Source organism: Variovorax sp. 160MFSha2.1, from assembly GCF_048305075.1.
Lineage (GTDB): Bacteria > Pseudomonadota > Gammaproteobacteria > Burkholderiales > Burkholderiaceae_C > Variovorax > Variovorax guangxiensis.
This window is the reverse complement of the sequence record NZ_CP157624.1, coordinates 4,645,266-4,667,603: the sequence shown is the minus strand read 5'-3', so window position 1 is coordinate 4,667,603 and position 22,338 is coordinate 4,645,266. Positions and strand designations below refer to the sequence as shown.

Annotated in this window: 4 protein-coding genes (1 of these 4 cut by a window edge); all 4 read left to right on the top strand. The window is 71.1% G+C overall.

From position 1 onward, the window contains the following. Window positions 1-16: 16 nt before the first annotated feature. Tightly spaced (each overlapping or abutting the next), the 4 genes in view from ABL838_RS21160 to ABL838_RS21145 form a layout consistent with a single transcriptional unit that may run on beyond the window. Entirely contained in the window at window positions 17-5,317 is a 5,301-nt protein-coding gene (locus ABL838_RS21160; RefSeq protein WP_418125890.1) for an amino acid adenylation domain-containing protein, read from the top strand. Continuing rightward, entirely contained in the window at window positions 5,317-12,426 is a 7,110-nt protein-coding gene (locus tag ABL838_RS21155) for an SDR family NAD(P)-dependent oxidoreductase (RefSeq protein WP_418121739.1), read from the top strand. Before ABL838_RS21160 ends, ABL838_RS21155 begins: the two co-directional genes overlap by 1 nt. Then, a complete protein-coding gene (locus ABL838_RS21150) occupies window positions 12,423-15,554 on the top strand; it encodes a non-ribosomal peptide synthetase (protein ID WP_418121738.1) in 3,132 nt (1,043 codons plus the stop codon). The genes ABL838_RS21155 and ABL838_RS21150 overlap by 4 nt, the downstream gene beginning before the upstream one ends. Continuing rightward, a protein-coding gene (locus tag ABL838_RS21145) for an amino acid adenylation domain-containing protein (RefSeq protein ID WP_418121737.1) crosses the window boundary here: on the top strand, window positions 15,551-22,338 show its 5' portion. It continues 985 nt past the right edge of the window; only the first 6,788 of its 7,773 coding nucleotides appear in the window; it begins with the start codon at window positions 15,551-15,553; its stop codon lies beyond the right edge, outside the window. The genes ABL838_RS21150 and ABL838_RS21145 overlap by 4 nt, the downstream gene beginning before the upstream one ends.

The window sequence follows — 22,338 nt, the reverse complement described above, 5'->3', positions numbered from 1 at the left end:
AACCGATGTGAACCCGATGCACCCCGTGGACTTCGTGAGCCACCTGCGCGATCTGGCTGCGCGGCGGCCCGGCGACGCCGCGCTGATCGCCGTCACCGACCGCGACGGCGCCCCCCTCGACACCCCCATCAGCTACAGCCGGCTCGACGAGCGCGTGCGCGGCCTCGCGGCGCGGCTGCAGCAGTTCCATGGCCGTGGCGAGCGCGCGCTGATCATGCTCGACAACAGCGACGACTACGTCGTCAGCTTCTTCGCCTGCCTCTACGCCGGCCTCATCGCCGTGCCCGTGTTCCCGCCCGAATCGACGCGCAAGCGGCATCTCGGCAAGCTGGAGGGCATCGCGGCCGATGCCGGCGCCTGCTGCGTGCTGACGCATGCGGCCATCAAGGCGTCCATCGCCAGCGTGGCCGAAGCCTTTGCCGACGTGCCGCTGATCGCCGTCGACGAGATCGGCGCCGAGGATGCCGACCGCTGGGTGCCGCATACGCCGGCCGCTTCCGACATTGCCTTCCTGCAATACACCTCCGGCTCGACCTCCGCGCCCAAGGGCGTCATGGTCACGCACGCCAACCTCATGGCGAACATGCGCGCGATCGAGGAGGGCCTTTCCGTCGGGCACGACGACACCTTCGCAAGCTGGCTGCCGCTGAACCACGACATGGGCCTGATCGGCGGCCTGCTGCAGCCGCTGCATCGCGGCATTCCCGTCGTGCTGATGTCGCCGCGCTATTTCCTCGAGCGGCCCGTGCGCTGGCTCGAAGCCATCTCGCGCCACCGCGCGACCATCAGCGGCGGGCCCGACTTCGCCTACCGCCTGTGCCTCGAAAGAGTTTCGGAAGCGCAACTGCGCAAGCTCGACCTGTCGAGCTGGACTCTTGCCTTCTCCGGCGCCGAGCCGGTGCGCGCCGACACGCTGCGCCAATTCAGGACGCAGTTCGCGCCAGCGGGCTTCGCCGCCGGGGCGGTGTATCCGTGCTACGGCCTCGCCGAATCGACTCTCTTCGTTGCCGGGGGCCGGCGCGGCGCGGGCATGGTCGCCCAGGGCTTCTCGAGCCGCAGCCTCGCGCGCGGCGTTGTCGAAAGCCAAGCCGAATCCGAAGAAAGCACCACGCTCGTCGGCTGCGGCAGGACTGTCTCCGGTCATGCCGTGCGCATCGTCGACCCGGTTTCGCTGGCCATGCGCGACGCGAGTGGCATCGGCGAGATCTGGGCCACGGGGCCCAGCATCGGCAGCGGCTACTGGAACAAGCCGGATGTGTCGCGCAACACCTTCGTCGAGCACGACGGCGCCACCTGGCTGCGCACCGGCGACCTCGGCTTCGTGCACGAGGGCGAGCTCTACGTGGCCGGGCGCATCAAGGACATGATCATCGTGCGCGGCCACAACCTGTATCCGCAGGACATCGAGCGGATGATCGAATCCGAGGTCGACATCGTGCGCAAGGGCCGCGTGGCCGCCTTCGCAGTCGATGGGCCGAGCGGCGAGGGCATCGGCCTCGCGGCCGAGGTCTCGCGCAGCACGCAGAAGCTGGTCAGGCCCGAGGCGCTGGTCGAAACGCTGAGCGCGGCCGTGAGCGAGCAGTTCGGCGAGCCGCTGTCCGTGGTGATGCTGCTCAACCCCGGCGGCATGCCCAAGACCACCAGCGGCAAGCTGCAGCGCGGCGCCTGCCGGCAAGGCTGGATCGACCGCACGGCCGACGCATACGCGATGTACGCGCATGGCGAATTCGTGCTCGGTGGCCCGGCGGCGACGGCGAATGCGCCTGTGGCGCAGCCGGCGCTCGACGAACTGGAGCAGGCCGTCGCCTCCATCTGGAACGAAGTGCTGCGCCGCGGCGCGCAGCAGCCCGCGCTCGCGCGCGGCGATCACTTCTTCATCCGCGGCGGTAACTCGCTCGCCGCCACGCAGGTCGCGGCCCGCATCGCCGACCGGTGGGAAATCGACTTCCCAGCGCGCATGCTTTTCGAACAGCCCCGGCTGGGCGAACTCTCGGCCGAAGTGCGCCGGGTGATCGAAAGCGGCCAGCGCAGCCCGCGCAGCGCGATCCCCGTGCTGCCGGGGGAGCGCCGCGCCGGCCCGCTCGCGCTCTCGCACGCGCAGGAGCGCCAGTGGTTCCTGTGGCAGCTCGATCCGAAGAGCACCGCGTACCACGTCGGCGTGGCTCTCGATCTGTCGGGACCGCTGCGCGCCGAAGCGCTCGGTGCTGCGTTCGACGACATCGTGGCCCGCCACGAGAGCCTGCGCACCGTGTTCCGCGCGGCGGCGGACGCAAGCGCGAGCCAGTGGCTTCAGCCTGTGTCGCAGTTCTCGCTGCGGCACGTCGACCTGCGCGATCTGCCGGCACACGAGCGCGAAGCTGCGGCGATCGAGCATGCGAGCCGCGTCCACGCCGAGCCCTTCGACCTCGGCGAAGGCCCGCTGCTGCGCGCGGCGCTGATCCGCATCGACGAGGCCCGTCACCTGCTCGTGGTCGTGGCGCACCACATCGTGTCCGACGGCGCATCCATGCAGGTGCTGGTCGGCGAACTCGGCGCAGGCTATGCGGCCCGCGCGAAGGGCGAGGCCCCTCGGTTCGAGCCGCTGCCGATCCAGTACGCCGACTACGCCCTCTGGCAGCGCGACTGGCTCGCCGCAGGCGAGGCCGCACGCCAGCTTGCCTACTGGCGTGCCCAGCTCGGCGACGAGCATCCCGTGCTGGCCCTGCCCACCGACCATCCGCGCCGGGCGGTGGCAAGCTACCGCGCCGCGAGCCATGCCTTCGAATTCGACGCCATCCTCGTCGAGCGGCTGCGCGCCGCGGCGCAGGCGCAGGGCGCGACTTTCTTCATGGCGCTGCTGGCCGGCTTCCAGGCGCTGCTGCACCGCTACACCGGCCAGCAGGAGGTGCGCGTCGGCGTGCCGGTGGCCAACCGCCACCGCAGCGAGACAGCGGGGCTGATCGGCTTCTTCGTCAACACCCAGGTGCTGCGTGCCTCGGTGAGCGGCCGCATGAGTCTCGCGCAGCTGCTGGCGCAGGTCCGAGAAGCCGCGCTCGGCGCGCAGGCCCACCAGGACCTGCCTTTCGAGCAGCTGGTCGAGGCCCTGCAGCCGCAGCGCAGCCTGAGCCACAGCCCGCTGTTCCAGGTGATGCTCAACCACCTGCGCGAGGACGCGGACACGCTGCGCGCGCTGCCCGGGCTGGAAGTCCGCGAGCGCCGCATGGAGGAGGGCGCCGCGCAGTTCGAACTCGTGCTCGACATCCGCGAGCGCGCCGACGGAAGCACCGGGGCCGTGTTCACCTACGCGGCGGAGCTGTTCGAGCCCGCCAGCATCGAGCGCATCGCTGCGCACTACCGCGCGCTGCTGGAGGCGCTGGCGTCGGATTCCGCCCAGGCCCTTGGCGACGTGCAATGGCTCGACGAGGCACAGCAGCGCCAGCTGCGCGACTGGTCGACGGGCGAGTGGCAATCGCCGCAGCCGCAGCCCGTGCACCGCCTGTTCGAAGTGCATGCACGCGCGACCCCTGCCGCCGTCGCGCTGATCGACGGCGACGCCCAGTGGAGCTACGCGGCCCTGAACGAACGCGCCAACCGCGTCGCCCACAGGCTGATCCGCCAGGGCGCAGTTCCCGGCACTGTCGTCGCGGTGGCCATCGAATCGGCCGCAGATCGCGTCGTAGGCCTGCTTGGCGTACTCAAGGCCGGCGTCACCTACCTGCCGCTGGACCCCATGCATCCCACGCAGCGCATTGCGCAGTTGCTGGAAGACAGCGGCGCCGGGCTGCTGCTGACCAGCACTGCGGATGCGGAAGTGCAGCGAGGCATCGCCACCGTGCTGTTCGACGAAGAGCAACTGCGCGGCGAAGCCTCCTCCGGCCCCGAAATCGGCCTGCACGACGGCCAGCTCGCCTACATCATCTACACCTCCGGCACCACCGGCCGGCCCAAGGGAGTGGCCGTGCCGCATGGTGCTTTGGCCATGCACATCCAGGCGATGGCACGCACCTGCGGCATGCGGGCCGAAGACTGCTCGCTGCTGTTCGCGCTGCCGCACGTCGACGCGTCCATCGAGCAGTGCCTGCTGCCGCTCGCGACGGGCGCGGCCCTCGTGGTGCAGTCGCAGTGGTGCTCGCTCGCGGGCGAACTCGACGCGCTGCTGCAGCGCCACCGAGTGAGCGTGGTCGACCTGCCGCCGGCCTATGCCCGCCAGCTGATGCAGGGCCAGCCGCCGTTCGCGCATGCGGTGCGCCTCGCGCTCTTCGGCGGCGAGGCCTGGACCGGCGAAGACCTGGCGCTGATCCGCCGCGTGCTGCGGCCCGAACGGATCGTCAACGCCTACGGCCCGACGGAGGCCGTCATCACGCCCACCGCCTGGAACGGTTCGGCGCACGACGACGTGCAGGGCTACGCGCCCATCGGCCGACCGGTGGGCAACCGCACGGCCCATGTGCTCGACGCCGACATGCAGCCGGTGCCGCAGGGCGTCGCCGGCGAGCTGTACCTCGGCGGCGAGGGGCTGGCGCGCGGCTATCACGGCCGCGCGGCGCTCACGGCCGAGCGCTTCGTCGCCGACCCGTTCGACGGCGCAGGCGGCAGGCTCTACCGCACCGGCGACCTCGTGCGCTGGCGCGACGACGGCCAGCTCGAATACCTCGGCCGGCTCGACCACCAGGTGAAGATCCGCGGCTTTCGCATCGAGCTCGGCGAGATCGAGGCCCGCCTGCGCGAGCACCCGGCGGTGCGCGAGGCGCTGGTGCTCGTGCACGAGGCCGCGGCAGGCCCTTCGCTCGCCGCCTACGTCTCGCCCGCGCCCGCCGCGCAGATCGACACCGCCGCCCTCAGGGAGCGGCTGGCGCGCGCGCTGCCCGACTACATGGTGCCCGCCGCCATCGTGGCGCTCGAGAGCTTTCCGCTCACAGCGGGCGGCAAGATCGACCGCCGCGCGCTGCCCGCGCCCGTCGCCGCAGGGGGGCAGGGCGGCCATGCCTACGAGGCGCCGCAGGGCGACGTGGCAGAGACGCTGGCTGCGATCTGGGCCGAGCTGCTCAAGGTCGCGAAGGTCGGCATGAACGACAACTTCTTCGACCTCGGCGGCAACTCGCTGCTCGTGATCCGCATGCACCGGCTGATGGAAGACAGGCTCAAGCCGGGCCTCACCGTGGTCGATCTCTTCAAGTACCCGACCGTCGGCGCGCTCGCGCGGCGCATCGAACAGGGACAGCGCAATGCCGCGCCTGCCGCGTCCGGCGGCGAGGGCGCCGACGACGAGCAGGCGCGTGCCCAGCGCCAGCGCGCGGCCCTGCTGCAGCGCCGCCGTCCCACCGAAAGAAGCCTCTGATGCAAGACCAGACACCTGCGCCCGAATACACGGGCATCGAGATCGCCATCGTCGGCATGGCCGGCCGCTTCCCGGGCGCGCCGGACGTCGACGCCTTCTGGCGCAACATCCGCGACGGCGTGGAGTCGGTCACCGTCTTCAGCGACGAGCAGCTGCGCGCGCGCGGCGTGCCCGAGCGCACCCTGGCCGACCCCGACTACGTGAAGGCCGGCGTGCTGTTCGAGGGCTTCGACCAGTTCGACGCGGGCTTCTTCGGCTATTCGCCGCGCGAGGCCGAGCACCTCGATCCGCAGCAGCGCATCTTCCTCGAATGCGCCTGGGAGGCGCTGGAAAGCGCCGGCTGGCAGGCGGGGGCGGGCAAGGGCGGCGCCTCGGTCGGCGTCTACGCGGGCGACGGCCCCAACCTCTACCTCATGCGGCACCTGCTGCCCGCCTTCGGCGTGGACGCCGGCACCGGCATCGCCGACATGCTGGGCCTGATGAGCGGCAACTCCGCCGGCTCGCTGTGCACGCGCGTGGCCTACAAGCTCGACCTGCGCGGCCCGGCCGTCAGCGTGCAGACCGAATGCTCCACCTCGCTGGTAGCGGTGCACATGGCCTGCCAGGCGCTGCTGAGCCACGACTGCGACATGGCGCTGGCCGGCGGCGTGTGGCTCAACCTGCTGCAGGAAGGCGGCTACCGCTACCAGAGCGGCGCCATCCTCTCGCCCGACGGCCACTGCCGCGCCTTCGACGCGAAGGCCGCGGGCACCGTCATCGGCAGCGGCGCGGGTATCGTGGTGCTCAAGCGGCTGGCCGAGGCGCTGCGCGACGGCGACACCATTCACGCGGTCATCAAGGGCAGCGCCTCCAACAACGACGGCTCCGACAAGATCGGCTTCACCGCGCCCAGCGTTCAGGGGCAGGCCAGCGCGATCCGCGCGGCGCAGATGGTGGCCGACGTTCCCGCCGCCACCGTCGGCTACGTCGAGGCGCACGGCACCGGCACCACGCTCGGCGATCCGATCGAGATGGCCGCGCTCACGCAGGCCTTCGCCAGCGGCGGGGCAACCGAAAAGGGCAGCTGCGCCATCGGCTCGGTGAAGACCAACATCGGCCATCTCGACGCGGCGGCCGGCGTGGCTGGCTTCATCAAGGCGGCGATGGCGCTGCGCCACAGGACGCTGCCGCCCAGCCTGCATTTCGAACAGCCCAACCCGCAGATCGATTTCGCGAACAGCCCGTTCTACGTGAACACCGAGGCCAGGCCCTGGCCGAAGGGCGATGCGCCGCGCCGGGCTGGCGTCAGCTCATTCGGCATCGGCGGCACCAACGTGCACGTGGTGCTCGAAGAAGCTCCCGCCATCGCCGAGCAGGCCAAGGAGAGCGGCTGGCAGGTGCTGCCGCTGTCGGCCATGAGCGCAGCTGCCACGCGGCAGGCCGCGCAAAGGCTGGGCGCGCACATCGAGGCGCATCCGGAGCTCGCGCTGACCGACATCGCGCACACGCTGCAGTCGGGTCGCCGCGCCTTCGCGCATCGCAGCGCCGTGGTGGCAGACGAGGCATCGGCGGCCGCGCGCATGCTGGCCTCGGGCGAGGGCGTCGTCACCGCCTCGGCGCCGACGCCCGAAGAGCCGCCCGAAGTGGCGTTCCTGTTTCCCGGCGGCGGCACCCAGCACGCCAACATGGGCCTGGAGCTGTACCGCGGCGACACCGCCTTCCGCGATGACGTCGACCGCTGCTGCGAGCTGCTGCGCCCCGAGCTCGACTTCGACCTGCGCGAGCTGCTGTTCCCCGCGCCGGGCGCGGAGGCCGACGCCGATGCGCGCCTCTTCAGCATCGCCCTCGCGCAGCCCGCCTTGTTCGTCATCGAATATGCAATGGCGCATTGGTGGATGCGCCGTGGTGTGCGCCCCGCCGTGATGATGGGCCACAGCCTCGGCGAATACGTGGCCGCCTGCCTGGCGGGCGTGTTCAGGCTCGAAGACGCACTGCGCGTGGCGGCCCTGCGCGGCCGGCTGCTGCAGTCCATGCAGCCCGGCGCGATGACGGCGGTGCCGCTCTCGCAGGCCGAGCTCGCGCCTTTCCTGCAGGACGGCTGCGACCTCGCCGCCGCCAACGGCGAGCAGCTGAGCGTGCTCTCAGGCCCCATCGGTGCCATCGAGGCGACCGAGGAGAAGCTGCGCGCGCAGGGCCACCTGCCGCGCCGCCTGCATGTGTCCATCGCCTCGCATTCGGCGATGACGCAGCCGCTGCTCGGCGAACTCGAGCGGCTCATCGCCTCGGTGCCGCGGCAGGCGCCGAAGATCCCCTTCGTCTCCAATGTCACCGGCAAGCTCGTCACGGCCGAACAGGCCATGAGCCCGGGCTACTGGGCGCAGCACCTGCGCGGCACGGTGCAGTTCGTGGATGGCCTGCGCACGCTGCTCGACGTGCCCGGACGCGTGGTGCTCGAAGTGGGCCCCGGTGAAACGCTCGCGGGCCTCGCGCGCCAGCACCCGAAGGCCGCGTCGGCGGCCGCCGTGCTCGCCAGCCAGGCGCATCCGCAGCAACGGGCGCGCAACGCGCAGCAGATCGCGCAGGCGCTCGCCGGCCTCTGGCTCGCGGGCGTGGACATCGACTGGGCCGCCTGCCACGCGGGCCAGCCGCGCCGCCGCGTGCCGCTGCCGGCCTACCCGTTCCAGCGCCGCCGCTACTGGGTCGACGCACCCGATGGCGCATCGGCGAAATCGCCGGGCAGGAAGCCGCTGGACGCGTTCTACGTGCCGGCATGGAAGCGCATCGAGGCGCCGATGCCGGCACCGGCGAGCGAGCCCGCCGCGGGCTGCGTGCTGCTGTACGGCGACGGCCGCGGCTTCACCGGCCATCTCGCGCGGCACCTGCGCTCGCAGGGCCATGCCGTGGCCATCGCGCAGCGCGGCGGGTCCTTCGCGCGCAACGGCCGCGACGAATGGGCGCTGCGCCCCGGCGAGCAGGCCGACCACGCGCGGCTGCTGCGCGAGGTCGAAGCCGACTTCGGCGCCGTCACCGCCATCCACCATCTCTGGTGCCTCGACGAGGTGCCCGCCGCCGGTCCTCAGGCCGAGCTGCTGGAGCGCGGCTTCTTCAGCCTGCTGGCGCTGGTGCAGGCGCTGGACACCCGCACCACCGCGGCCAGCGCCGCCATGCTGCCCATCGCCATCGTCGCCAACCAGATCGAGGACATCACCGGCGCCGAGGCGCTGTGTCCCGAGAAGGCCACGCTGCCGGCCATGGCCAAGGTGATCGGCCAGGAATGCCCGCGCATCCGCTGCCGCGTGATCGACGTGATGCTGCCCGCGCCCGAAAGCGAGGCCGAGAACCTGCTCGTCGAACAGGTTGCCGCCGAAGCTGCCGCACTGCGCGACGAGGCCGGCGAGCCGCTGCTGGCGTATCGCGGCGCGCATCGCTGGGCCAGGACTTACGAGCCCGCGCCGCTGCCGGCCGCCGCACGGCCGCGCCTGCGCCGGGAGGGCGTGTACCTCGTCACCGGCGGCCTGGGCGGCGTCGGCCTCGCCATCGCGAAGCACCTAGCGCAGCACTGGCAGGCCCGTCTGGTGCTGCTCGGCCGCACGGCCATGCCCGAACGCGCGGCGTGGAGCACGCTGGCCGGCGACGCAAACCAGAACGAGGCGCAGAGAACGCGCCTGCGCCAGCTGCTCGAACTCGAATCGCTGGGCGCGCAGGTGCTGACCCTGTCGGCCGACGTGTCCGACCCGGCACAGGTGCAGGCCGCGCTCGCGCTTGCGAACGCGCGCTTCGGCGCGTTGCACGGCATCGTCCACGCTGCCGGCGACGCGGGCGGCGGCATCATGGCCCAGCGCACGCGCGCGCAGGTCGACACCGTGTTCTCCACCAAGGTGCGCGGCACCCGCGTGCTGCTGGACGCGGTGCGCGGACAGCCGCTGGACTTCGTGCAGTTCTGCTCCTCCATCTCCAGCGTGGCCGGCGGCCTGGGCATGAGCGACTACGCCGCGGCCAACGCGTATCTCGACGCCGTGGCCATCGCGCATGCGCGCAGCGGCGGCTATCCGGTCTTCTCGGTCAACTGGGACGCCTGGCGCGGCCTCGGCATGGCCCAGAACATGGTGGTGCCCGAGGGCATCGGCATGGACGGCCCCGAGGGCGCGCGCACCTTCGAGCGCATCGTCAACGGCCCGCTGCGGCCGCAGACCGTGATCTCGACCACCGACCTCGCCGAGCGCCTCGGCCCGCTGGACAACGGCATGCTCGACCTGCTCGATGCCGAAGGCGCCCAGCCCACGGCGGGCGGCGCAAGCCATCCGCGCCCCGCGCTGCAGACGCCTTTCGTCGCACCTGAAGGCGAGCTCGCGAACGCGCTGGCCGCGCTTTGGACCGAGCGGCTGGGCATCGCGCCCATCGGCATGGACGACAACCTGTTCGAGCTCGGCGGCGATTCGCTGGTGGCCATCCAGCTGCTGTCGCGCATCCGCAAGGCCTACGCCGTCGAGCTGCACCCCAGCGAGTTCTTCAAGGCGCCGACCATCGCGGGGCTGATGGCGCACATGCCTGCGCAGGATGTCGCGGCGAACCCGGGCAGCGCCGCCTCGAGAGAGATTCCGACCGTGCCGCGCGACGGCGCGCTGCCGCTGTCGCCGATGCAGCGCCGGCTGTGGCTGGTCGACCGCCTCACCGATGCCGCCAACGTCTCGGGCCGCGCGGCCTACAACATGTCGGCCGGCCTGGCCCTGCACGGCGAGCTGGACGTCGGCGCGCTGCGTGCTGCCATCGACGCCATCGTCGCGCGCCACGAAGTGCTGCGCACCGTGTTCGCCGAGGACGGCGAGGGCGAGCCCGTGGCGGTGATCCGCGACCGCGTGTGCCTGGACATTCCGGTCATCGACGTTCCCGGCGCCGACAAGGCCGAGCGCGAACGCCGCTACGCCGAACTCTTCGATGAACTCGTGCGCATGCCCTTCGTGCTGGCCGAGGGCCCGCTGATCAAGGCCACCGTCGCGCGCCTCGGCGAGCGCGAGCATGTGCTGATCCTCGTGGTGCACCACATCGTGTTCGACGGCTGGTCGATCGCGGTGTTCGCACGCGAGCTCGGCGAGTTCTACGAGCGCGCGCTGCGTCGCCAGCCGCTGGCGCTCGCGCCGCTGCCGGTGCAGTACGTGGACTACGCCGCGTGGTACGAGCGCGCGCTGGCCTCGCCAGCCTTCGGTGCCAAGGCCGGGTTCTGGCGCGACTACCTGCGCGACGCGCCCCAGGTCTCGAGCCTGAAGCCCGACCACCGGCGCCCGGCCACAGCGTCGCACGCCGGCAGCTCGGTGGTGCTGGAGCTTTCGCCGGCCCTGTCGCAGGCGCTGGGCAGGCTCGCGCGCGAGTCCGACGCCTCGCTCTTCACGCTGCTGCTGTCCTCCTTCTTCCTGTTCTTCCACCAGGCCTCGGGCGCCGACGACGTCGTCATCGGCACCGACGTGGCGGGACGCGGTCATCCGGACCTGGAGCAGCTGCTGGGCTTCTTCGTCAACGTGGTGCCGGTGCGTTCGCGAATGGAAGGCCGGCCGGCGGATTTCAGTCAATGGCTCGCGCGGACGAAGCGACAGACGCTCGCCGCCATGGACCACCAGGACGTGCCCTTCGACCAGATCGTGGAACTCGCGGGCGCGCGCCGCGCGCGCGACCGCAATCCGCTGGTGCAGGTGCTCTTCGTCCTGCAGAACACACCGGAGATCCGGTTCGCCATCGAAGGCGCCGAGGTCGAGGTGCTGCCCCAGCAGATGAACGAATCCAAGTTCGACCTGGCGGTGTTCGCCAGGGAACAGGCCGGCGCGCTCACCGTCGAGTGGGTGTACGCCACAGACCTGTACCGGCGGGAAACCGTCGAGAAGTACGCCGCTTCGTGGCACGCGCTGCTGGAGCGGATCGTCGCAACACCGGGCCTGGCCATCGATGCCATCCATGCCGTCGATGGGCCGGCCCCCACGCAATCGCAGGAGCGAATCGCCATGAACACCACCCGACCCACCGCCGCCGCCGGCAGCAACAGCAAGATGGACAAGCTCGACAAGCTGGGCAAACTCGCCAAGGCAGCCCCCGGCACCGAGGCCCCGCGCGCAGCCACGCGCCCCGTGGTCCAGACCTCCTTCCTCAAGCCGGGCGCCGAGTTCCCCATCGTGCTGCAGGCCACCACCGCCGACCTCGACACCGTGGCCTGGGCGAAGAGCCAAGCTGACTACATCGAGATGCTGGTGGCCAGGCACGGCGGCATCCTGTTCCGCAACTTCGGCCTGAAGACGCCGCAGGACTTCGAGGCCTTCGCCGAGGCCATCGAGCCCGAGTTGTACGGCAGCTACGGCGACCTGCCCAAGAAGGAGGGCGGCAAGAAGACCTACCGCTCCACGCCGTACCCCGAGCGGCAGATGATCCTGTACCACAACGAGAGCTCGCACCTCGACCGCTGGCCGCGCAAGCAGTGGTTCTTCTGCGAGCTGCCCTCGCCGGTGGGCGGGGCCACGCCCATCGTCGACTGCCGCGAGATGCTGCGCCGCCTGCCGGCCGACATGGTGGCCGAGTTCGAGCGCAAGGAGCTGCTGTACGTGCGCACCTTCACGCCGGGCCTGGACGTGAGCTGGCAGGACTTCTACAAGACCGAGCGCCGCGAGGACGTGGAAGCCCGCCTCGCCGACGCCGGCATCGCCTGGCGCTGGCTCGACAGCGACACGCTGCAGACGCGCACCCGCTGCCCGGCGGTGATCCGCCATCCGCTCACGGGCGAGAAGGTGTTCTTCAACCAGATCCAGCTGCACCACGTGGCCTGCCTGGAGGCGCAGGTGCGCGAGGACCTGCTGGCCATGGGCGGCATCGACCGCCTGCCGCGCAACGTGACCTATGGCGACGGCTCACCCATCGCCGACGAGACCATGGCCGTGGTCGGCCGCGTCTACGAGGAATGCGCGGTGCGCTTCGACTGGCAGCAGGGCGACATCGTCATGCTCGACAACATGCTCGCGGCCCATGCGCGCGACCCGTACGAAGGGCCGCGCAAGATCGTGGTGGCGATGGGCGCGATGTTCGACCGCGCCGCGCTGGCAGGCGCTGCGCAGGCGGCGACGGACGCCCGCATGGCCGACGAGCAGGGGGCATGAGCGTGACAACCGTGACGACTGACAACGCCGACACCACCTTTGCGCTGAGCCCCGAGCAGCGCCTCGTGCCCGCCGGCGCGCCCCGCCTGCCGATGCTGGCCGGCATCGCGGGCCCGCTGGACATCGCTCGCCTGCGCATCGCGGTGGAGAGCGTGCTGCGCGCGCACGGCGCGCTGTGCGCGTCCATCCGGCAGGTGCCCGGCTACCGGGGCCTGCGGCTGCAGTACCACGACGAAATGCCGCCGCTGAAGTGGCAGTCCGCCGACATGCCCAACGCCTCCGGCGAGGCCGTGGCCGCATGGCTCGACGCCTTCAACCGCGAGCCGCTGGCCATGGAGCGCGGCGAACTCGTCAGCGCCGGCCTCGTACGCACGGGGGAGGCGCGGCACACGCTCGCGCTGTCGGTGAACCCGCTGGCCGCCGACCGCGAGAGCCTGCGGAACCTCTTCGACCAGATCGCCATGGCCTATCTGGGCGAGGGCAACATCGATCCGGAAGACATCTTCCAGTACGCGCGTTTCGTCGAATGGCGGCAGGATCTCGTCGAAGGCGAGGACGCCGCGGAGGGCTGCGCCTACTGGCAGCGCTTCGCGGCGCACGCCGCCACGCTCGCGTCGCCGCGCCTGCATGCGCGGCTCGATGGCGCCGGAGCGTCAACGACGCGCCACGAGGCCGGCGCTGCCATCGATGCGGCGCTCTCGGCGCGCGTGGCCGAACGCGCGGACGCGCTCGGCGTCGAGCCCGAGACCCTGCTGCAGGGCGTGTGGTGGCTGCTGCTCGCGCGGCTGGACGGCGGCGCGGGCCGCTTCGTCGGCGGCTGGCAGCACGATTGCCGGCGCGACTACGAGCCGATGCAGGGCGCGGTCGGCCTGTTCGACAAAGTGTTGCCCATCGTGGTCGACGTGGCCGCCGATGAGTCCTTCGCGAGCTGGATCGCCCGGCTGCAGGGCACCATGGCCGCGCACGTCGACGTGCAGGAATACTGGCCCGTCGATACGCCGCCGCTTGCCGCGCACACCGTCGTCGGTTTCGCCTCGCACGAGGCAGGCCGCCGCCATGGCACCGGCACGCAATGGACGCTGGCCGGCCTGCCCGGTCCGATACAGTGCTTCGAGCTCGCGCTGCAGGCCGCATGGAGCGTCGAGGGCACGGTGCTGTCGCTGCACGCCGACGCGGCCCGCTACAGCCGCGCCGCGCTCCAGCGGCTGCTGATGCAGTTCGCCACACTGCTGGAGGCCGTGGTCGCTCGGCCCGATGCGCCTGCGGGCTCGCTGCCGCTGGTCGGCGCGAAGGAGCAGGCGCTGCTGCTCGCGCAGAACGATGTGCGCATCGATGTGGGCACGCAGACCGTGGCCGATCGCATCGCGCACTGGGCGAAGACGACGCCCGAGGCCCCCGCGCTCGAAGGCGGTGGTCAACGACTGAGCTACCGCGAGCTGGATGCCCGCGTCAATCGCCTCGCGCACTGGCTCGTCGCGCAGGGCGTGAAGCCGGGCGCTATCGTCGCGCTCAACCTGCCGCGCTCGCTCGACCTGCCGGTGGCGATGTTCGCCGCCTGGCGCGCGGGGGCGGCCTACCTGCCGCTGGAGCCCGGCTGGCCCGAGGCGCGCCGCTCCGCCGTGCTCGCCGACGCGCAGCCCGCGCTGGTGCTCGATGCGCTGCCCGCCGCGCTCGACGGCCTGCCCGGCGAGGCTCCGGCGCACCGCATCGCGCCGCAGGACCTGGCCTATGTGCTCTACACCTCCGGCTCCACCGGCAAGCCCAAGGGCGTCGCCATCGAGCAGGGCCAGCTGCTGAACTACGTGGCCGCCGCCTCGGCCGCGATGAAGCTCGATGAATGCCGCCGCTGGGCGCTCACGAGCTCGGTGGTGGCCGACCTGGGCAACACCGCGCTCTTCGGTGCCTTCTTCAACGGCGCCTGCCTCGTCGTCGCGGGCGAGGACGAAGCCAAGGACGCGAAAGCCTTCGCTCGCTTCATGGCCGCGCATGCGATCGACGCGATCAAGATCGTGCCCTCGCACCTGGAGGCGCTGCTCGAATGCGAGGTGCCCAGCCTGCCGCGCACGCTGGTGCTGGGCGGAGAGGCCGCGCCGCGCGCGCTGGTCGAGCGCATCGCGCGGCTCGCGCCGCAGTGCGCCATCTACAACCACTACGGGCCGACCGAAACCACGGTCGGCGTGATGGTGCATGCCGTGCCCGCGGACGAGCAACTGCCAGCGCAGCTGCCGCTGACGCAGGTGCTGGCCAACAACCGCGTGCACGTGCTCGACGCATCGCTGCGCCTTGTGCCAGCGGGCGGCATGGGCGAGCTCTACGTCGGCGGCGCGCAGCTGTGCCGCGGCTACCTGAACCGCAAAGCGAGCGAGGGGGGCGAGGCCTTCGTCGCCGATCCGTTCAACCCGGGCGAGCGGCTCTACCGCACCGGCGACCTGGCGCACGTGCTGCCCGAAGGCGGCATCCGCCTCGCGGGGCGCGCGGACCATCAGGTGAAGATCCAGGGCTTCCGCGTGGAGCCCGCCGAGGTCGAGGCGGTGCTGCTGGCGCAGCCGGGCGTGCGGCAGGCGGTGGTGCTGGCGGTGCAGGACGCCGCAGGCACGACGACGCTGGCCGCCTTCTTCGTCGCGGACGATACCGCGACAGCCGATGGCCGTGCGTTGCGCGAGCAACTTGCCGCGCTGCTGCCCGCGCACATGGTGCCGGCCGGCTTCAAGGCGGTGGATGCCTTCGAGCGCCTGCCCAACGGAAAGATCGACCGTCTTGCGTTGGCCGCGCTGGCGGCGAAGGAACCCGCCGCGGCCGATCGCCGCGTGCGCACCGAGCCGCGCGACGCGCTCGAAGCCGTGCTGGCCGGCGGCATGGCCTCGCTGCTGGGCAGCGGCCCCATCGGCGCGGACGAAGACTTCTTCGAACTCGGCGGCCATTCGCTGCAGGTCATCAAGCTGGTGGCGCGCATCCGCAAGCAGCTGCAGGTGGAGATCGCCGCAGGCGCGGTGTTCGACCACCCGACGCCGGTCGCGCTCGCCGCGGTGCTGCGCGAGGCCAGCGGCGATGCCGAGGGGCTCGAGCAGCGGGCGCAGGCTCTTCGGCAGTCCGAAGAGGCGACGGCAGAAGCAAGCGAGGCTGCATGAGCATCGGTATCGTCAGCACGGTTCGCGACGGCGACGCCGTCGCGCTTTCCTACGCGCAGGAGCAGCTGTGCTTCCTGCAGAAGCTCGAACCCGGCCTCACGGCCTACAACCTTCCGCGCGTCTTCCGCCTGGGCGGCGCGCTCGACGCCGATGCGCTTGAGCGTGCGTTCCAGGCGCTGATCGCGCGCCACGCCATCCTGCGCACCGCCTTCTTCGAGCAGGACGGCGTGCCGATGCAGCGGGTGCAGGCATCGGCGCCCTTCGCGCTTGAGCGCATCGATCTTTCGGCGCTTTCGCCCGAAGCGCAGAAGCAGCCGCTGGACGAGGCCGTGCGCCGCACCGCGGCGCATGTGTTCGACCTGGGCGCCGCGCCAGCGCTGGTCGCGCGGCTGGTGAAGCTGGGCGACCGGCGCCACGTGCTGGCCGTGTGCCTGCATCACGTGGTCTCCGATGCGTGGTCGAACCCGATCCTCGCCGGCGACCTGGCGCGGGCCTACCGGCTCGCGCTGCGCAGCGGCGGTGCTGCCGTCGCATTGCCGCCGCTGCCCGTGCAGTACGCCGACTACGCCGTGTGGCAGCGCTCGAGCGTGCAGGGCGGCGCTCTGGCGCGCCAGCTCGACCACTGGAACCGGCATCTCGGCCCCGAGGTTCCGTCGCTTGACCTGCCGACCGACCGCACGCGTCCCGCGCAGAAGACATTCGCCGGCACCGCGCTGGGCTTCGAGCTGCCGCCGGCGCTGGCACTGGCGGTGCAGAAATTCTGCCGCGCCGAGAAATGCACGCCCTTCGTCGCGCTGCTCGCGGCATGGCAGGTGCTGCTGTCGCGCCTGAGCGGGCAGGGCGACTTCGCCGTCGGTGTGCCCAACGCCGGCCGGCACCACGAGGAAGTGAGCGAGCTGCTGGGCTTCTTCGTGACCACGCAGGTGTTCCGCGCGCGGCTCTCGCCGAGGCAGAGCCTGCGCGAGGTCTGCCGCCAGGTGCGCGCCGATGCGCTGGCCGCGCTGGACAACGCCGACCTGCCCTTCGAAGTGCTGCTCGCGAACCGCAAGGACCGGCGCGACCCGGCACGCAGCCCGCTGTTCCAGGTGATGTTCGGCGTGCAGATGTCCGGCGAGGCCGTGGCGCTCGATTTCGAGGGCGTGCAGGCCGAGCTGGAAGAGTTCGACGATGCGGGCGCCAAGTTCGATCTGTCGCTGGACTTCTACATCGACCCGCAGGGCGTGCGCGGCCGGCTCGAATACAACACCGACCTGTTCGAGGCGCGCACCGCGCAGCGGCTGGTCGACAGCTACCAGCGCGTGCTGCAGACGCTGGCATCCGACCCTGACTGCGTGCTCGCGAATCTCGTGCTGACGGGCGAGGAAGAACGCGCCGGACTGAGGCGCCAGAGCGCCGGCCTGCCGCACCACGACTATGCGGAGCCGGTGCACAGGCTGATCGGCAGGCAGGCGCAACGCAACCCCGGCGCGGTGGCGCTGGTGTTCGGCGATGTCTCGCTGAGCTACGCGCAACTCGACGCGAAGGCGAACCGCCTCGCGCATCGCCTGATCGCGCTGGGTGTGAAGCCCGATACCAAGGTCGGCATCGCCGTAGAGCGCAGCATCGAGATGGTGGTGGGCCTGCTGGCCATCCTCAAGGCCGGCGGCGCCTACGTGCCCATCGACCCTGAATACCCCAGTGACCGCATCGCCTACATGCTCGAGGACAGCGGCGTCGCGCTGCTGCTCACCCAGAGCCATGTGGTGCCGGGCATTCCGCTTCGCGAGGGCGTGCAGAGCATCGAGCTGGACCGGCTCGACCTCGAGGAAGGCCCGAGCGCCGACCCCGGCGTGCCCCTGCACGGCGAGCATCTCGCCTACGTCATCTACACCTCCGGCTCCACCGGCCGGCCCAAGGGCGCGGCCAACCGCCACCTGTCGCTGTACAACCGCCTCGCGTGGATGCAGGACGCCTATTCGCTGGGCGAAGCCGACACCGTGCTGCAGAAGACCCCCTTCAGCTTCGACGTGTCGGTGTGGGAGTTCTTCTGGCCGCTGATGCAGGGCGCGCGCCTGGTGGTGGCCCGACCGGGCGACCATCGCGAGCCGGCGAAGCTCGTCGAGCTGATCCGCCGTCACGGCGTGACGACCGTTCACTTCGTGCCTTCCATGCTGCAGGCCTTCGTGGCCCATGAGGGCATCGAGGCCTGCACCAGCCTGACGCGCATCGTGTGCAGCGGCGAGGCCCTGCCGGCAGAGGCGCAGGCCAGGGTGTTCGAGCGGCTGCCCGGCGCGGGCCTGTACAACCTGTACGGCCCAACGGAAGCGGCCATCGACGTCACGCACTGGACGTGCAGGCCCGACGGGCGCAACCACGTCGCCATCGGCCGCCCGATCGCGGGCACGAAGACCTATGTGCTCGACGATGGCCTGAACCTCGCGGCGCAGGGTTTGCCGGGCGAGCTGTACCTCGGAGGCATCGGCCTGGCGCGGGGCTACCTGGACAAGGCAGGCCTGAGCGCCGAGCGCTTCGTCGCCGATCCGTTCGGCGATGCCGGAGAGCGGCTGTACCGCACGGGCGACCTGGTGCGCTGGAGGGAGGACGGCGAGCTCGAATACCTGGGTCGCATCGACCATCAGGTGAAGATCAGGGGCCTGCGCATCGAGCTCGGGGAGATCGAGGCGCAGCTGCTGGCGCAGCCGGGCGTGCGCGAGGCGGTAGTGGTGGCGGCAGCCGGTCCCGCTGGCATGCGGCTGGTGGGCTATGTTTCGGCGCGAACAGGCGAGGCGCTGAATGCAGCAGTGCTGCGCGAGCGCCTGGCCGCCGCGCTGCCGGACTACATGGTGCCCGGCGCGCTGCTCGTGCTGGACACGCTGCCGCTCAATGCCAACGGCAAGATCGACCGCAAGGCGCTGCCGGAGCCCGAGTCGGTCGCGACCGACGCCTATGAAGCACCTTGCGGCGTGGTCGAGCAGGCGTTGGCCGCGATCTGGTCCGAACTGCTGCGCGTGCAGCGGGTGGGGCGGCGCGACAACTTCTTCGTCCTCGGCGGCGATTCCATCCTGAGCCTGCAGATCGTGGCGCGCCTGCGTACGGCCGGATGGAAGCTCACGCCAAGACAGATGTTCGATCGCCAGACCATCGCGGAACTCGCGGAGGTGGCCGAAGCGGTGGATGCCGCGGCTTCGCCGTCGACCGGCCACGGCGCGAAGGACAGCGTGGAGAACGGCGCGGTGCCGCTGCTGCCGCTCCAGGCCGAGTTCTTCGAGACGGCGATGCCCGAGCGTCATCACTGGAACCAGTCCTTGCTGCTGCAAAGCCGCGAGCCGCTGGACCTGCCCGCACTTCAGGGGGCGCTGGTGGCCGCCATGGAACATCACGATGCCTTCAGGCTGCGATTCTGCAAGGATGCCGCGGATGCGTGGCGGCAGGCCTACGAGCCGCTGCCGGCAGGCTGGCACCAGGAGCTGCTGTGGGTGCGCGAGGCGAAAGACGCGGCCGCGGTCGAGGCACTGTGCGACGAAGCACAGCGCAGTCTTGACCTGGAGCGCGGGCCCTTGCTGCGCCCGCTGGCCATCAAGCTCGGCGACGGCTCATGGCGCCTGCTGCTCGCGGCACATCACCTTGTCATCGATGGCGTGTCGTGGCGCATCCTGCTCGAGGACCTGGGGCAAGCCTATGCGCGATTGCGCGCGGGCGAGACCGTCGCGCTGCCCGCCAGGACCGGCAGCGTCAGGGATTGGGCATTGGCCCTTCAGGAGTACGCCGCCGCGTCCGGCGACGGGGAGCTTGCCTATTGGCGCACGCTGGCCGAAGTGCCCGTGGTGTTGCCCTGCGAGCATCCCGAGGGCGCGAGCACGCAGGCCGAGCGCGGCAGCATCGAGCTGCGCCTCGACCGGGCCAGGACGCACGCGCTGCTCAAGGAGGCGCCGGCGGCCTATCGCACGCAGGTCAACGACGTGCTGCTCACGGCTTTGGGTCGGGCGCTGTGCGCCTGGAGCGGACACGAGCGGATGCAGATCATGCTGGAGGGCCACGGCCGCGAGGACCTGCCCGGTGGCGTCGACCTGTCGCGCACCACGGGCTGGTTCACCAGCCTGTTCCCGGTGCTGCTCGATACCTCGGGCGAGCCGGGCGAGGCGCTCAGGCGGATGAAGGAAAGCCTGCGAGGCATTCCTCTCAAGGGGCTTGGCCATGGCGCGCTGAAGCACCTGGGCAGTGAAGCGCAGCGCCAGGCCCTGAGGGCCTTGCCGGCGCCGCAGCTCGTCTTCAACTACCTGGGGCAGATCGACAGCGGCTTCGACGCCGGCTCGCCCTGGCGGCAGGCCGAAGAGAGTCCGGGCGTGTCGATGGATGAAGCGGCACCGCTGCTGCACGAGTTCACGGTCAACGGCCAGGTGTCCGGCGGAGAACTCACCATCACCGTGAGCTACAGCCGCGCGCGGCATGAGCGGCGGACGGTGCAGGGGTGGGTGAAGCGCTTCGAGGACGAACTCCATGCGCTCATCGCGCATTGCACTGCGGGTGCACGCGGCGTGACGCCATCGGACTTTCCGCTGGCCGGCCTCGGCCAGTCGCAACTCGATGCCTTGCCGGTGGCGGTCGCCGAGCTGGAGGATCTGTATCCGCTGTCTCCGATGCAGCAGGGCATGCTGTTCCACGGCCTGCTCGAACCGCAGGACGGCAGCTATGTCAACCAGCTCGCGGTGGATGTGGAGAACCTCGATCCGGCACGCCTTCGCGCTGCCTGGGAGGCGGCCCTGCAGCGCAGCGAGATCCTGCGCAGCGGCTTCCTCGTGCATGGCGAAGCGCCCCTGCAATGGGTGGCCGCCAGCGCGGGCACGGCAATGCCCTGGATCGAGCACGACCTGCGCGAGCGCGTCGACCTTGGTGCGGCGCTGCAGGCGCTGGCCCGCGAACAGCAGGAGCAGGGTTTCGATCTCTCGCGGCCGCCGCTGATGCGGCTGCTGCTGGCGCGCACCGGCGAACGCCGTCATCACCTGATCTGGACGCATCACCATCTTCTGCTGGACGGCTGGAGCGCCGCGCAACTGATGGCCGAGGTGCTGCACCGCTACAGCGGGCAGCCGCCGTCCCAGGCGCCAGGGCGCTACCGCGACTACATCGCCTGGCTGGGCGCGCGCGATCCGCAGGCCGGCGAGCGCTACTGGCGCGCTACCATGGGTACGCTGGACGCACCGACGCGGTTGCTGTCCGCACTGCGCCCTCCCGCCCTTGCAAAGACAGGCAAGGCGCGCCATCGCAGCCTGCTCGATGCCTCTGCCACGCAGCGCCTGCAACAGGCTGCGCGGCGCGAGCGGGTGACTTTCAACACGCTGATGCAGGCCGCGTGGGCGCTATTGCTGGGCAGCCATACGGGCCAGGACACCGTCGTGTTCGGCGCCACCGCCGCTACCCGTCCTGCCGATCTGCGCGGTGCCGAGCAGATGCTCGGGCTGTTCATCAACACCTTGCCGGTGGTCGTGCCGCTGCGAGCCGGGCAGCCCGTGGGCGGTTGGCTGCGCGAACTGCAGGCCAGCCAGGTGGCCGCGCGCGAGCACGAGCACACGCCGCTGCATGAAATCCAGGCCTGGGCGGGCGGTGCTGGGCAGGGCCTGTTCGACAGCCTGATGGTGTTCGAGAACTACCCGGTCGACCAGGTGCTGAAGGAGGCTTCGCCGGGCGGACTGGTGTTCGGGCCGGTGCGCACGCAGGCAGACACCTCCTATCCGCTGAGCCTGCTGGTCCATCAGGGCGACACGCTGCAGCTGGACTGGCTCTACGCGCAGGAGCTGTGCGACGAGGCGACCATCGAGCGCCTCGCGAGCCAACTGCGAGCACTGCTGCTGGCCCTGGCCGAGGACAACGGCGAGCGCCCGCTGGCGCAGCTGCCGCTGATCGAACCGTGTGAGCTGGAGCAACTGGCGCGCTTCGAACGCGGCGACTTCAGGGCACATTCGCCGGAGCCTGTGCACCGGCTGGTCGAGCGCCAGGCAAGGCTGAATCCCGAGGCTCCGGCGCTGGTCGCCGGCGAGCGGCGGCTCAGCCATGCGGCCCTGAACCGGCTGGCCAACCAGTGGGCGCATCGCCTGATCCGGCTCGGCGTGAGGCCGGAGGACAGGGTGGCGATCGCGGTCGACCGTTCCGTCGAAACGGTGGTGGGCTTGCTGGCTGTGCTGAAGGCGGGTGCGGCCTATGTGCCGCTGGACCCGTCCTTCCCGTCCGATCGCCTGGCCTACATGGTGGAAGACAGCGGCGTCGCCTGGGTGCTGACCCGTGATGCCCTCGCGGCGCGGACTCCGTCCCGGCCCGGCGTGCGCCTGCTGTCCTTCGACACGGACGACGTGAGCGGCGAGCCCGGGGACAACCCGGTCGTGCCGCTCCATGGAGACCACCTGGCGTACGTGCTGTACACCTCGGGTTCCACCGGGCGTCCCAAGGGCGTTGCGATGCGGCACGAAGCGGTGGCGCGGCTGATCGCCTGGCAGCTGGCGTGCATTCCCGGCTCGCGCCGCACCCTGCTGTACGCATCGCCGTGCTTCGACGTGGCGTTCCAGGAAATGCTCAGCGGCCTGGCCTCTGGCGGCTGCCTGGTGCAGAGCACCGAGGCGCAGCGGCTCGACATGGTCGAACTCGAGGCGCTGATGCGCGAGCAGTCGGTGGAGCGCGTGTTCCTGACCTTCTCCGTGCTGCAGCATCTTGCCGAAGCCTCCCTGGCCCAAGGCACGCGGCTGCCGGCACTGAAGGAGATCGTCACGGCGGGCGAGCAGCTCAAGCTCACGCCCGCGTTGATCGCCTGGCTGCA